Here is a 12,604-nt window from a genome sequence, read left to right as displayed (position 1 = left end):
GGCGGGTGCAACGCTCGCGGCAAGCCTGCGCGCCAGTGGGTGAGGCCCGGCCTGATTGGCAAATTATCGCCGCAGTGGCCCAAACGCTGGCGATGGTGCCGATTGGCGGCGGGCGGAATGGCCCGATCCCGGTGACTGCCGAGGCATGGGAGTACGTGGTAGCGGCTGATGTCGCCGCCGAAATTGCTGCCAAAGCGCCGGGTTATGCCGGTATTACCTACGCTGCCTTAGCGGCTACCGGCACGGGTGGCAGTTGGGGTCGCCAACCCGATGACGCGATCTACTACGATGGCACCAGCTATACCAATAATGAAGGAGTCGGTTTGGTGTTGCCGCCAGCGTTAACTAAGGGTGTAACCTTGAATTTCACCGGCGCAGTTACCGGTTTCGCCGATGACCGCCCGCTCTTGTTGCTCGAACAGGTGCTGGCGTATGACGGCGACCGCCATCTGCGCGGCTCGAAGTTGCAGAGTCTCGTGCCGGCGGGCCACGTGGCAATCAGCGTCGATGATGCGGCCAAGCTGAATATCCACAGCGGCGATCGAGTGCGGCTCACCTCGGCAGCCGGTGAACTAGTGCTGCCGGCGCGTGTGTTGGCCGATCTACCGGCGGGCATCATCTTGCTGCCGGCGGGATTGGCCGATGTCACGGCAGCCGCTATCGAAACCGGCCCGCGCACCCGGGTGAGTCTGGCAAAAGTGGTCATGGGTTGAAAGGCGCGCGTTCGTGCATCAGCCTCTCTTCGGTACACCGACGCTCCCCTTCTCCCGCAATGCGGGAGAAGGGGTTGGGGGATGAGGGTATCATGCCATAAAGGAAGCGATCATGGACTGGCTCACCATTCTGATTATCGTCATTCAGTGCTTTGTCATCACCCTCGCAGTGACGACCGCCTTCGCCTATTTGACCCTGTTCGAGCGCCGGCTCCTCGCGCGCTTGCAGCACCGCGTTGGCCCCAACCGGGCCGGGCCGAAGGGCTTTTTGCAACCCGCCGCCGATGCTGTCAAGCTCTTTTTCAAAGAAGATATCGTGCCGGCGATGGCCGATAAGCCGGTCTATCTGCTGGCGCCAGCGCTGGCCGTGATCCCGGCGCTGATCATTTGGGCCGTCATTCCGTTCGGTTGTCTCAACCTCAACTGGGATTATCAGGCCTGTTATGATCCGGCACGGGCCAACTTGTGGAATATCTTGCAGATTACCGATCTGAATATCGGTGTGCTCTATGTGCTGGCCGTGACCAGCATCGGCGTCTACGGCATCACACTGGCCGGTTGGGCCTCGAACAACAAATACTCGATGCTCGGCGGCATCCGCTCCTCGGCCCAGCTTATCTCGTATGAATTGGCTTTAGGGTGTGCGGTGCTCAGCGTGGTGATGACCTACGGCACCTTCTCGACCCACGAGATCGTGACGCAGCAACAAGGCGGCTTGTGGGGCATCATCCCGCAATTGCTCGGTTTTGTCCTCTTTATGGTGGCGGCAACTGCCGAAGTGGTGCGCGCGCCGTTCGATCTGGTCGAAGCCGAGCAAGAGTTGACCGGCGGTTACAATACCGAGTACGGCTCGATGAAATTTGCCCTCTTCTTTATGGCCGAATATATTAAACTCATTGCGGTCTCGGCCTTGGCCGTCACCTTCTTCTTCGGCGGCTGGAATTTCCCCGGCCTCGACATTCTGGGCCGCGAAGTGACCGCGCTGGCCGGGCCAGTGGCCGGCAGCATCGTCTTCGGCCTCGTCTCGCTCGGCGCATTCTTGCTCAAGGTCTTCATCTTCTTGTTCATCTCGGTTTGGGTGCGCGCCTCGTGGCCGCGTCTGCGCTACGATCGGCTCATGGATCTCGGCTGGAAGTGGTTGTTGCCGCTCGGCTTGCTCAATCTGGTCTACACTGCAGTCGTGATCGTCCTTATTCCCGATCGCGTGGTGCATTCGTGGGTCTTGTTCGGCTTGGGAGCTCTCACCATCGCTATCGCGCTCGGCTTCAACCGCACTCCCAAACCGGTCGATAATGTCACCTTAGTCAATGATGTACAGCTTCCACAATCGTAGGGGTGATGCGGGGCATTGCCCGAAAGGATAGACGTATGCTCAAAGAACTGGTCAAAGGGTTAGGAACCACGCTGCGCTACATGTTCAAGCGTCCGGTGACGGTGCAATACCCCGAAGTGAAGCGTCCGGTACGTGAGCGGTTCCGTGGCCGCCACGAACTGAAGCGTTTCGCCAACGGCCAAGAGCGGTGCATCGGTTGCGCGTTGTGCGCCGCCGCCTGCCCCGCCGATGCGATCTTGGTCATTCCGGCGGAAAATGACCCCGCCAACCCACGCTCACCCGGCGAGCGGTATGCCGCGGTGTATGAGATTAATATGCTACGCTGCATCTTCTGCGGGTACTGCGAAGATGCTTGCCCCACCAACGCCATTGTGCTCGAGCACCAGTATGAGTTGAGTTTTTACGACCGGCGCGCCGCCATCTACACCAAAGAGATGCTGCTCGTGCCCCCAGATAAAGGTCACGGTGAGCCGCCGCCGATCTTGCAGCAGCTTAACCGGCAACCTAGCCCGCCGGCCAAGATTGATTTGTGATCTGGCGCAGAGGCGCTTGGTTCGCCTCTGCGGTTGCAATATCCGGAGCACGGTGTATGGACTTGATCCTGTTCCTCATCACAGCCGTGATCGCGATTACCGGCGCGGTGGCGATGCTGGTGTCACGCAATGCGGTGCATAGCGCGCTCTTTTTGCTGCTGAACTTCGCCGCCATTTCAGTGATGTATTTGTTGTTGAGCGCCCCGTTCCTGTTCGCGATTCAGCTCACGGTGTACGCCGGCGCAATTATGGTGCTCTTCCTCTTTGTGGTGATGTTGTTGGGCGCCGAAAAAGTGGAAGACGCGCCGGATCGAATTGCATGGCAGCAGCCGTTGGCGCTGCTGTTGGGCTTAGCTCTGCTGGTGGTGTCGGTCGTAGTCGGCTTAGGGGGTGCGACCACCCCGCCGCCCGATGGCGAGGCACTGGCCCAATTCAGCGATCCGCGGTCGTTGGGGGCACTGCTCTTCACCGACTATCTGCTGCCGTTCGAGGTGACCGGGTTTATCCTGCTGATCGCAGTGGTGGGGGTAGTGGTCTTGAATCAACGCGGGAGGAAGATCTGATGGTGCCCACCTCGTATTATGTGTTGCTCAGCGCCATCTTGTTCACGATCGGCGTGCTCGGCGTCTTGTTACGGCGCAATGCGATCGTGGTCTTCATGTCGGTTGAGTTGATGCTCAACGCGGCCAACTTGGCCTTGGTCGCTTTTGCCCGCGAACGGCTCGGCGTCGAAGCGCAGGTGATCGTCTTTTTTGTCATCACGGTGGCCGCCGCGGAGGTGGCCGTCGGTTTGGCGCTGCTCGTCTCGATCTTCCGCACCAAACGCACGGCAGATGTCGATGAAGTCAGTACATTGAAGGGCTAGCCGGCTATGGAACTGTTGATCTGGCTTATTCCGCTGCTGCCGTTTATTGGCTTTCTGTTGAATGTGTTCGTCATTCGCCGCGAACGCGAAGCGGGTCTGGTGGCGAGCGGCTTGGTGGCGGTAGCGTTTGTGGTGACGCTGATTGCGGTGGCGATGCTGGCCGGCATGCCACCCGAAGAACGGCGAATTGTTAGCACGGCATGGGAATGGATCAATACCGGCAGCTTCCGGGTGCCGTTTGCGATTATGTTTGACCCGCTGACGGCGGTGATGGCGCTGTTGATTACCGGCGTCGGCGCGTTGATCCACGTCTATTCAATCGGCTACATGCACGGCGACCCGCGGGTGGTGCGCTATTTTGCCTACCTCAATCTGTTCGTCACCATGATGCTCTTTCTCGTGATGGCGAACAATCTGTTGCTGCTGTTCCTCGGTTGGGAAGGCGTCGGTCTCTGCTCGTTCTTGCTGATCGGCTTCTGGTTTGAGCGTAAGTCGGCCAGCGCAGCGGCGGTGAAGGCGTTTGTGGTCAACCGGATCGGCGACGCAGCCTTTATTCTCGCCATGCTGGCCGTGTTCGCGTATTTTGGCACACTCAATTTTTATGGTGATGGCGCCGAGGGCCAGCTTGGCTTCCTCGAACGGGTTGGCGATATCGCCGGCCTGCGCATCGGCCCCGATTGGCAACCGATCTTCGTCAGCACGGCGATCTCGTTCCTGTTACTGATCGGCGCCACCGGCAAAAGCGCCCAATTCCCGCTCTTTGTCTGGCTGCCCGACGCCATGGCCGGCCCGACGCCGGTCTCGGCGCTGATTCACGCCGCTACCATGGTGACCGGCGGGGTCTATTTGATGGCCCGCACCGAGCCATTGTTTGTCTCGTCATTTACGACCCAAGGCTGGGTGGCATGGATCGGCGCGCTGACGGCGCTGCTGGCCGGCACTGCGGCGATGGCCCAGTGGGATATTAAGCGGGTGCTGGCCTATAGCACCGTCTCGCAGTTGGGGTTTATGGTGGCGGCCTGTGGCATGGGCGCGTATGTGGCCGCGATCTTCCACCTGCTGACCCACGGTATCTTTAAGGCCCTGCTCTTCCTCGCCGCCGGTTCGGTGATTCACGGTACCCACGACACGCAAGATATGCGGCGGATGGGTGGACTCAAGGACGCCATGCCGACCACCTTCCGCACCTATGTGATTGGCGCGTTGGCGCTGGCCGGCATTGTCCCGTTTGCCGGCTTCTGGAGTAAAGACGAGATTTTGGCCCATGCGATCAGTCACGGCCAGACGCCGATCTTTGTTATTCTCTTCCTGACCTCGCTGCTCACCGCCTTCTATATGGGCCGGCAGGTGGCGCTGGTCTTCTTCGGCACGCAGCGCGATCCCAGCTATCATCCGCACGAAAGCCCGCCGGTGATGACCGTGCCGCTGGTGGTGTTGGCGGTTGGCGCAACGATTGGCGGTGCGATCAATTTGCCAGTGCTGCACTGGTTGACCGATTGGCTCGAACCGGTGTTGCACGAGAAGGCCGGCGAATTTAATCTCTGGCTGGCGTTGATCGCGACCACTGGCGCGGTAGGGATGGGCTATCTCGGCTGGTGGGTGTACGCCACCAACGCGGCCAAAATCAAAATTGGCGGCAAAGATCCGGCCTACCGCTACAGCGGCGATATCTGGGAAGGGATGGAAGAGGCGTGGTATTTCGACCGGCTCTACCAGCGCACCGTGGTGGCTGGGTTCGAGCGTCTGGCCGATTTTCTGGCTCGCGTCTTCGACCCGCAAGGGGTTGATGGGTTGGTGATGGGAGTTGGCCGCTTCTTCGGCGGCTTGGCCAACGGCGTGCGCGCCTTGCAAACCGGCTATGTGCGCAACTACGCGCTGGTCTTTACAGTTGGGGTCTTGATTGTGCTAGGGGTGATGTTGTGGTTTGCCCGCTAGGCGCGGCCTTCACCCCACCCGGCCCCGTTGGGGGCGGGAGAAGACAGCGCCCTCTCCTCCAGCGGGGGAGGGGGCCGGGGTGGTGGGGGCACGACCAACGACCGCGTGTCCATCGGTCATTGCGAGGGCGCGGAGCGCCCGAAGCAATCTCCCGCTGCGGCGGGATCGATGGCTGAGCGGGATCGGGTCGTGCTCGCAGGGGATTGTTTCGCCGCATAACGGGTGCCGGTGCAAACAGGTACAAACGTCGTTCACAGACGGTCAAGGGTTCTCTGGTACGGGAAGGCCGGAGCGGCGGCTGGCAATGATCTGGCCGGCCCGTCGCTCCACGAGGGAGTGCTATGAATCAGCTAGGCTTTCCGCTCCTCTCGCTCATCCTCTGGCTGCCGGCAGCCGGGGCGTTGGTGTTGTTGTTCGTGCCGCGCGCCAATGCCGAGTTGGCCCGCCAGATATCGCTCGCGACGATGGTGGCCGGTTTTCTCCTTTCGCTGCTGTTGCCACTGCGCTTCGAGACTAATCCGATGCAGATTGCGATGGTGGGCGCGCCGCCGGTCATGCAGTTTGTCGAAGAGTTGCCGTGGTTGCCGATCGTTGGCGCAACCTATAGTTTGGGGGTTGATGGCATCAGTCTCTGGCTGGTGATGCTGACCACCTTTCTCGGCCCGATCGTGGTGCTGTCAACGTGGGATTCGGTGCATAAGGATGTGCGGAACTTCCAGATTCTGCTGCTCATTTTGCAGACAGCGATGCTCGGCGTCTTTCTGGCGCAGGATTTGCTGTTATTTTACCTCTTCTGGGAGTTTACGCTCATTCCGATGACCTTTTTGATCGGGATTTGGGGAAGCCAGAACCGGATCTACGCCGCGCGCAAGTTCTTTCTCTACACGTTTGCCGGTTCGGTGCTGATGTTGCTGGCGTTGATTGCGCTGCACCTGCTCCATCGCGACGCTATTGCCGCCGCCGAACCCGGTTTTCGCGGCTCCTTCAGTTTCAGCCGCTTTGTCAGCGATCTGCGGGCAGGTCGCTTTACGCTCGATACGACCGCCGAACGGCTCCTCTTTGGCGCGTTTTTCCTCGCCTTTGCGGTGAAGGTGCCGCTCTGGCCATTCCATACGTGGTTGCCCGATGCGCACGTCGAAGCTCCCACGGCTGGTTCGGTGGTGCTGGCCGGTGTGTTGCTCAAATTGGGCGGCTACGGCATCATTCGCTATAATCTTACTCTCTTTCCAGCGGCATCGCAGTGGGCCGCGCCGGCCTTGGCTGTGCTGGCGGTCATCGGCATTATCTATGGCGCGGCGGTGGCGTTTGCCCAGTCAGATATGAAAAAGCTGGTGGCCTACTCGTCGGTCAGTCACATGGGATTTGTCGTGCTCGGCATCTTTGCCCTCAACGCGGAAGGGATCAGCGGCGCGGTGTTGCAGATGGTCAATCACGGCCTCAGCACCAGCGCCCTCTTCTTGATGGTCGGGGTGCTCTACGAGCGGCGCCACACCCGCGAACTGGCCGAGTACGGCGGCTTGTGGAAGGTGATGCCGGTGTTTGCCGCCTTCAGTCTGCTGGTGGCGCTCTCATCGGCGGGCTTGCCGGGCCTGAATGGCTTTGTCGGTGAGTTTACCATCATTGCCGGCGCGTTCCGCTCCCCCTTGCTCGGCTGGGTCTATGTTGCGATTGCAGTCGGTGGGGTGGTGTTGGCGGCGGCGTACCTGCTCAAACTCTTCCGGGCCGTCTTTATGGGCGAGGTCTCGCTGCCGGCCAATGCCAATTTGCCCGATCTCAACCGGCGCGAACTCACAACGTTCGCCTTGTTGAGCATTCCGATTGTGGTGATTGGCATCTATCCCGCCCTCTTCTTTGCCGGTATGCAGCATAGTGTCGCGGCGCTGGTTGCCGAATTGATGGCGCAGGTGGCGGGCGGGTAGCGATCGGCGGTGTCTGGCGTGATGGATAGCAGTGATGGGGGTTGGTGCGAAGCGCACGAGGGCGGTAAGCGGTTCTAGCAAAAAGCGTTGCTAGGTTCGTCAACGCTGATTGTGGGCGACAATGCGTCGCTTTGTTCAACCCGCCCTCGCCATAGCATAGAGAACTGCTTGGACGTGAGAACGGACGTGAAATGATAGTACCCCATACACACATAGCTCAAATGGCGCATCTGGCCGGCGCGCAAGGTGAGGTAGCGGAACCAACCGGTATCGCCGGCGCAGGCGAGGAGGAGATCAGATGGATTCATTGACGATCCCGCCGGTGGATCTGACGTTAATGGCGCCCCTCTTGGTGGTGGTTACGTGGGCGACCGTCTTGCTGTTGGTTGACGTGTTCTTCATTCCCGATGGTCGCAAGAAACTGACCGGCTATCTTGCGATCGGCGGGTTGGTGGCGGCTGGGTTGGTTGGTCTGCCGCTCTGGGGAGTGACCGGTACCACCTTCGGCGGCATGCTGCGGCTCGATCCGTTTGCGCTCACGTTGACGTGGGTCTTTTTGCTGGTCGGCATCCTCAGCATTGCGATGTCGCTGGAGTATTTACCGAGCCAAGGGATCGAGCAAGGCGAATTCTATCCGCTGATCATGTTTGCCGTCAGCGGCATGATCCTGCTTGCCCAAGGCGCCGATCTGATCGTGCTGTTCCTTGGGATCGAGACGCTTTCGATTACGCTTTACATTTTGACCGGCTTTGCCTACCCGCGCCTGACCTCGGAAGAGGCGGCGATGAAATATCTGGTGCTGGGCGCGTTCGCAGCCGGGTTCTTTGTCTATGGCATCGCGCTGATCTTTGGCGCGACCGGTTCGACCCGGCTGGCCGAGATTGGCGCGTATGTGGCCAACCGCGGCTTGGGCGACCTCAATCTCACGTTGTTGCTCGGCGGCGCAGCGATGGTGTTGATCGCCTTTGCCTTCAAAGTGGCGCTGGCTCCCTTCCATATGTGGACACCCGATGTCTATGAGGGGTCGCCGACGCCAGTGGCTGCGTTTATGAGCGTCGGCACCAAGGGGGGGGCGCTGGCGGCGCTGGTGCGATTGCTCTTCGAGGGCTTGCCGACGCTGACCGAGTACTGGTTGCCGGTGCTGGCTGGCCTCACCGCGCTGACAATGGTGGTCGGCAATTTGGGCGCCGTGGCGCAGACGAATGTCAAGCGCATGCTGGCCTATTCGAGCATCGGCCATGCCGGCTACGTGATGCTGGGGGTAATGGTCGCCGGCGAGCAACGCGGGCCGGAAGCGTTTATCTTCTATCTGCTGGTGTATGCGTTGAGCAATCTAGGGGCGTTTGCAGTGTTGATCGCGCTGGAGCATCAGGGCGAGAATGCGTGGCGGCTCGACGATTTTGCCGGTCTCTATCAGCGCCAGCCCATGCTCGCAGTAGCGATGGCCATCTTTATGTTCTCGCTGGCCGGCGTGCCGCCAACGGCTGGCTTTATGGCCAAGTTCTACGCACTCACCGCAGCATGGGAGGGGGGCCTGCCGTGGTTGGCGTTAGTGGGAGTGTTGACCAGCGCGGTGGCCGCCTTCTTCTACCTGCGCGTCATCATCCGCATGTTTATGACCGAGCCGGAAGGCAAGCCGGCTCCTGCGCTCAATCGCGGTCTTACTGTTGATATTGTGGTGGCGGCGGTCGGAACAATTGCGATTGGCCTCATCCCGGCGCCGGTGTTCGCCTTGGTGGAACGCTCGTTGGTAGCGTTGGGCGGGTCGTAATGACCCGCCCCTGCCAACCAATCATTCCTTGCCTAAGAGGAAATTGATCGTATCGACTAATACCTTCGCCTCGACCGGTTCCGGCACGATTGCGATCGTCCAATCGCTGGCGTAGGGAACTGATTGCAACTCGTTCATCGGCAATGCGCTCACAATTACAATTGGGATGTTTGCCGTCGCCTCATCAGCGCGGAGGCGCTCGATCACCTGTTCTTCGGGCGAAGCTAGCGCCGGCATCGCGACGATAAACAGGGTTGGCAGCTCTGCCGGTAGCGTATCAGGCGTATATGCCGTGACGCGGAAATCAAGGTCAGCGATCAGCGCTGCTAACCGTTGCGCCGTTCCGCTATCGGTTGAGACAATTGCAACCTCTACCATGCTCTCCTCCGCATTGCAGTGCGCATGTTGCCCCATTGTAGCACACTGCCGTTCGATCCGCTACTCTTCGCTGCTGCCGGGCACAATCGCGTTGAAGCCGGCATCGACATAATGGATCTCGCCGGTGACGCCGGCAGACAGTGGCGAGCAGAGGTAGAGCGCAGCATTGCCGACGTCCTCGATCGTCACGTTGCGGCGGAGCGGCGCGTATTCGGCGAAATGCTTGTGCAAGCTGCGGAAGTTCGAGATGCCGCTCGCGGCGAGGGTGCGGATCGGGCCGGCGCTGATGGCATTGACGCGAATCCCGCGCGGGCCGAGGCCGGCAGCGAGATAGCGCACGCTGGCTTCGAGCGCAGCCTTCGCAACCCCCATCACGTTGTAGCTGCCGATCACCTGCCGCGCGCCGTGGTAGCTGAGCGTCAGCACAGTCGCGTTGGGGGCAAAGATCGGTTCGGCGGCCTTGACCAGCGCGATCAGCGAGTAGGCGCTAATCTCAAGCGCAATGCGGAAGCCTTCGCGGGTCGTATTGAGGATCGTACCGCTCAATTCCTCTTTGTTGGCGAACGCGATCGCATGCACGAGAAAATCGATCTGGCCAAACGTCTCGCGGGCGCGTTCCATCAGCGCGGCGATGTCTTCATCTTTCGACACATCGCACGGCTCGATCAAAGGCGCATTGAGGCTCTCGGCCAACGGGCGCACACGCCGCTCCAACGCCTCGCCAAGGTAACTAAAGCCAATCGTCGCTCCCTCGCGATGCAGGGCCTGCGCGATGCCCCACGCGATCGAGCGGTCGTTGGCCACACCGAGAATCAGGCCCTTCTTGCCTTCCATAAGGCCCATAGGTTGTTCCTCCATTGTATCGCAGCTTGCAATCTGGGCAAACGTTGTTTCGCCTCACTAGCGCGCCATCTTACCATACTTTGGCGCAAAGGTTTTGGTGCGTATGATCGCCATCTCTTGTTCGTTCCGGTATGCAACATGTGGTAGGATGAACATATTGCGGCGTATTGTCTGTAATACGTCCACTACATGGTTTTGGAGAGGAGTCTATTCGTGAGGCTAGCTTGGTTTATTCGTCGCGCTGCGTGGCTGGTCTTGGCCGCGAGCCTTTTGCTAACTGCTTGCGGTGGGCCATCGGGGCCAACAGTGGCCGGTTCGCCAACAACGACCAGCGCGCCGCCGGCGCCAACCGCCGCAACTGCTTCAGCGCCGGAAGGGGTGATTGCGCGGGTTGGCGACGGGTTTATCTTGCGGCGAGATTTTGATCGGTTTTATTTGCCGGGAGCTGATCCAAAAACATTGCTTGATCAGATGATCGATGTTGAATTAGTCGTGCAGGCCGCTCTGCAAGAGGGCGCTACCGTCGATGAGACCAAAATCGACGAGCAAGTGATCCAGTTGCGGCTGGCGCAAGCTGGTGGCGACGAGGCGCAGTTTGCGGCGTTTCTGCAAAGCAATAACATTGCCGATGAGGCGGAATTGCGCCGGTTGCTGCGGCGTGATGCGCTGATCGAGCAGATGTTGCTCAAGCATACCACCGCCGAGCAGGTGCGCGCGCGCCATATTTTGGTGTCGGCCACGCCTGAAGAAGCCGAGAGCCGCAAAGCTGCCGCTGAGGCAATTCTGGCTGAATTGCAAAGTGGCGGCGATTTCGCGGCGCTGGCCCGCACGCGCTCGGATGATCCGGGGTCAGCGGCCCAAGGCGGCGATCTGGGTTGGGCGCCGCGTGGTCTGTATGTTGCGCCGTTTGAAGAGGCGGTGTTTAGTATGAAGCCGGGTGAGCTGCGCTTGGTGCAGACCGACTACGGCTGGCATATTATCGAAGTGACCGGCGGCCCGGAGGTGCGTTCGTTTGATGACCGAGCGTTGATCGATACGCCTGCCGGCCAAGAGGCGTTTAATGCCACTTTCTTGCCGTGGGTGGCCGAGTTGCGCAGCGCAGCCCAGTCAGCCGGCAAGATTGAAATTCTGGTTGATCTCACGACGTTGACCCAACCGTAACCGGGAGAGTAGGGATGGAGCGCCGCTCTGTCCCTACCTACCAACGTTAACCCAACCGTCATCGGTAGGGACAGAGCAACGCTCTGTCCCTACCGCGGGAACTAACGATCGATCACGTTCATCTTTATAGTGAACGGGATGATTGCGTGCGTCCGGTTGGCGCCGCAACTCTCCAAGATGAGCATTCGCCTGCTTGCAGGAAGGACGTGATCACAATGTTGCACCGTTTCTGGCTGCTCTGCCTGCTCGTCCTTGCCGGGTGCGGCGCGGCGTCGTTGCCGCCAACGCCGGCGCCGTCTTCGCCGATTCCTTCACCGGCCGCTGCGCCGGCGACCGCAACGGTCACGTTGCCGACACCGGTGCCAACCTTGACGCCAACCACGCTGCCAACGCCGGCGCCAGTTTCACCTACGCCGTTGCCCGAACCGCAAGTTGTAGCGCCGGCCTATCCGGCTGAGATTCTCTTTGTGCGGAATGGGTCATTGGTGGCGCTCGATCCGGCGAGCGGGCGCGAGCGGGTGCTGGCCGCTGAGGTGCGCGATGTCGCCGTTGATGCTGCTGGCCGGCAGATTGCGATTGCCTATGGCCAGACGATCAGTGTGATCGATCGCCAGAGCGGTGAGGCGCAGGTGCTGGTGCGCGGTCGCGCGGCGTATGGTCTGAGTTGGACGCCTGACGGCTTGTCGCTCGCCTATGCCGCTGCTGCCGATCCGCCGGTCTTGCCGTTCGATTGGGAGCGCTGGAGTCGCTGGTGCGCGGCGGCAACTGTTACGATCGTCGATCTGCCAGCGGCGACGGAACGCACTATCGGCCCCGGCTGTGATCCGGCATTCGCCTCTGATGGCCGCCGGTTGGCATACACGACTCCGCCAACTGCGCAACCTGACTTTTTGCCTTTCCCCGGCCAAACTAACTCGATCCGGCTAGTGAATCGGGCTGGCGCTAATGCGTGGGGCTTCACCACTGCCGATGGCTCGGTCGAGGCGGGCTATCTCGTCTATGCGCCGGCGTGGTCTCCCGATGCGCGTGAGGTGGCCTATCAACGCTTTCTCGGTTATCAGGCGTTGGTTGACATCAATCTGACTATGATTGCCGGCAGCAGCGAGGGCGGCGGCGTGCCGACGCTGGCCGGCGCCGGTTGGCACCGTCCGCC

Annotated in this window: 12 protein-coding genes; 10 read left to right on the top strand and 2 right to left on the bottom strand. The window is 60.5% G+C overall.

The window, feature by feature from the left end; all coding sequences use genetic code 11:
* The 8 genes from U9R81_RS17840 to U9R81_RS17805 all read left to right on the top strand — a co-directional run.
* Nucleotides 1-713: molybdopterin dinucleotide binding domain-containing protein (locus U9R81_RS17840; protein WP_322496766.1), on the top strand; the 713-nt coding region annotated here is incomplete at its 5' end.
* 112 nt (nucleotides 714-825) lie between these two features.
* Nucleotides 826-2,046 (top strand): NADH-quinone oxidoreductase subunit NuoH, encoded by a 1,221-nt coding sequence (gene nuoH / locus U9R81_RS17835; RefSeq protein WP_322496765.1) that lies wholly within the window; start codon nucleotides 826-828, stop codon nucleotides 2,044-2,046.
* Nucleotides 2,047-2,051: 5 nt separating this feature from the next.
* Nucleotides 2,052-2,579: an NADH-quinone oxidoreductase subunit NuoI gene (gene nuoI / locus U9R81_RS17830; RefSeq protein ID WP_281181294.1), complete on the top strand. Its 528-nt coding sequence runs from the start codon at nucleotides 2,052-2,054 to the stop codon at nucleotides 2,577-2,579.
* Nucleotides 2,580-2,635: 56 nt separating this feature from the next.
* Nucleotides 2,636-3,142, top strand: a complete 507-nt coding sequence (locus U9R81_RS17825; protein WP_322496764.1) for an NADH-quinone oxidoreductase subunit J — start codon at nucleotides 2,636-2,638, stop codon at nucleotides 3,140-3,142.
* Nucleotides 3,142-3,444 (top strand): NADH-quinone oxidoreductase subunit NuoK, encoded by a 303-nt coding sequence (gene nuoK, locus U9R81_RS17820; protein WP_066790060.1) that lies wholly within the window; start codon nucleotides 3,142-3,144, stop codon nucleotides 3,442-3,444. The genes U9R81_RS17825 and nuoK overlap by 1 nt, the downstream gene beginning before the upstream one ends.
* 6 nt (nucleotides 3,445-3,450) lie before the next feature.
* Entirely contained in the window at nucleotides 3,451-5,379 is a 1,929-nt protein-coding gene (gene nuoL / locus U9R81_RS17815) for an NADH-quinone oxidoreductase subunit L (protein ID WP_322496763.1), read from the top strand.
* A 341-nt stretch (nucleotides 5,380-5,720) separates the two neighbouring features.
* Nucleotides 5,721-7,298, top strand: coding sequence for an NADH-quinone oxidoreductase subunit M (locus tag U9R81_RS17810; protein ID WP_322496762.1), 1,578 nt, complete (start codon nucleotides 5,721-5,723; stop codon nucleotides 7,296-7,298).
* 298 nt (nucleotides 7,299-7,596) lie between these two features.
* A complete protein-coding gene (locus U9R81_RS17805; protein WP_322496761.1) occupies nucleotides 7,597-9,069 on the top strand; it encodes an NADH-quinone oxidoreductase subunit N in 1,473 nt (490 codons plus the stop codon).
* A 21-nt stretch (nucleotides 9,070-9,090) separates the two neighbouring features.
* On the opposite strand, the gene U9R81_RS17800 is transcribed toward U9R81_RS17805, so the two are convergent.
* Together U9R81_RS17800 and U9R81_RS17795 are read right to left on the bottom strand one after the other, a co-directional pair.
* Nucleotides 9,091-9,447 (bottom strand): hypothetical protein, encoded by a 357-nt coding sequence (locus tag U9R81_RS17800; RefSeq protein WP_322496760.1) that lies wholly within the window; start codon nucleotides 9,445-9,447, stop codon nucleotides 9,091-9,093.
* 60 nt (nucleotides 9,448-9,507) lie between these two features.
* On the bottom strand, nucleotides 9,508-10,290 hold the full coding sequence (locus U9R81_RS17795; RefSeq protein ID WP_322496759.1) for an enoyl-ACP reductase: 783 nt from the start codon (nucleotides 10,288-10,290) through the stop codon (nucleotides 9,508-9,510).
* A gap of 213 nt (nucleotides 10,291-10,503) precedes the next feature.
* Between U9R81_RS17795 and U9R81_RS17790 the strand changes: the two genes are divergently transcribed.
* Together U9R81_RS17790 and U9R81_RS17785 are read left to right on the top strand one after the other, a co-directional pair.
* Entirely contained in the window at nucleotides 10,504-11,451 is a 948-nt protein-coding gene (locus U9R81_RS17790; protein WP_322496758.1) for a foldase protein PrsA, read from the top strand.
* A 215-nt stretch (nucleotides 11,452-11,666) separates the two neighbouring features.
* Nucleotides 11,667-12,604, top strand: a 938-nt coding sequence (locus U9R81_RS17785) for a TolB family protein (RefSeq protein WP_416180987.1), incomplete at its 3' end; no start/stop codon positions are given.

The sequence above is a fragment of the Chloroflexus sp. genome, assembly GCF_034435895.1.
Classification (GTDB): domain Bacteria; phylum Chloroflexota; class Chloroflexia; order Chloroflexales; family Chloroflexaceae; genus Chloroflexus.
The sequence above is the reverse complement of the archived record's forward strand: the minus strand, read 5'-3'. Positions and strand labels throughout refer to the sequence as shown.

Coding starts and splice junctions, on each gene's coding strand:
- nuoH (WP_322496765.1), top strand. CDS start 826: ATGGACTGGCTCACCATTCTGATTATCGTCATTCAGTGCTTTGTCATC.
- nuoI (WP_281181294.1), top strand. CDS start 2,052: ATGCGGGGCATTGCCCGAAAGGATAGACGTATGCTCAAAGAACTGGTC.
- U9R81_RS17825 (WP_322496764.1), top strand. CDS start 2,636: ATGGACTTGATCCTGTTCCTCATCACAGCCGTGATCGCGATTACCGGC.
- nuoK (WP_066790060.1), top strand. CDS start 3,142: ATGGTGCCCACCTCGTATTATGTGTTGCTCAGCGCCATCTTGTTCACG.
- nuoL (WP_322496763.1), top strand. CDS start 3,451: ATGGAACTGTTGATCTGGCTTATTCCGCTGCTGCCGTTTATTGGCTTT.
- U9R81_RS17810 (WP_322496762.1), top strand. CDS start 5,721: ATGAATCAGCTAGGCTTTCCGCTCCTCTCGCTCATCCTCTGGCTGCCG.
- U9R81_RS17805 (WP_322496761.1), top strand. CDS start 7,597: ATGGATTCATTGACGATCCCGCCGGTGGATCTGACGTTAATGGCGCCC.
- U9R81_RS17800 (WP_322496760.1), bottom strand. CDS start 9,447: ATGGTAGAGGTTGCAATTGTCTCAACCGATAGCGGAACGGCGCAACGG.
- U9R81_RS17795 (WP_322496759.1), bottom strand. CDS start 10,290: ATGGGCCTTATGGAAGGCAAGAAGGGCCTGATTCTCGGTGTGGCCAAC.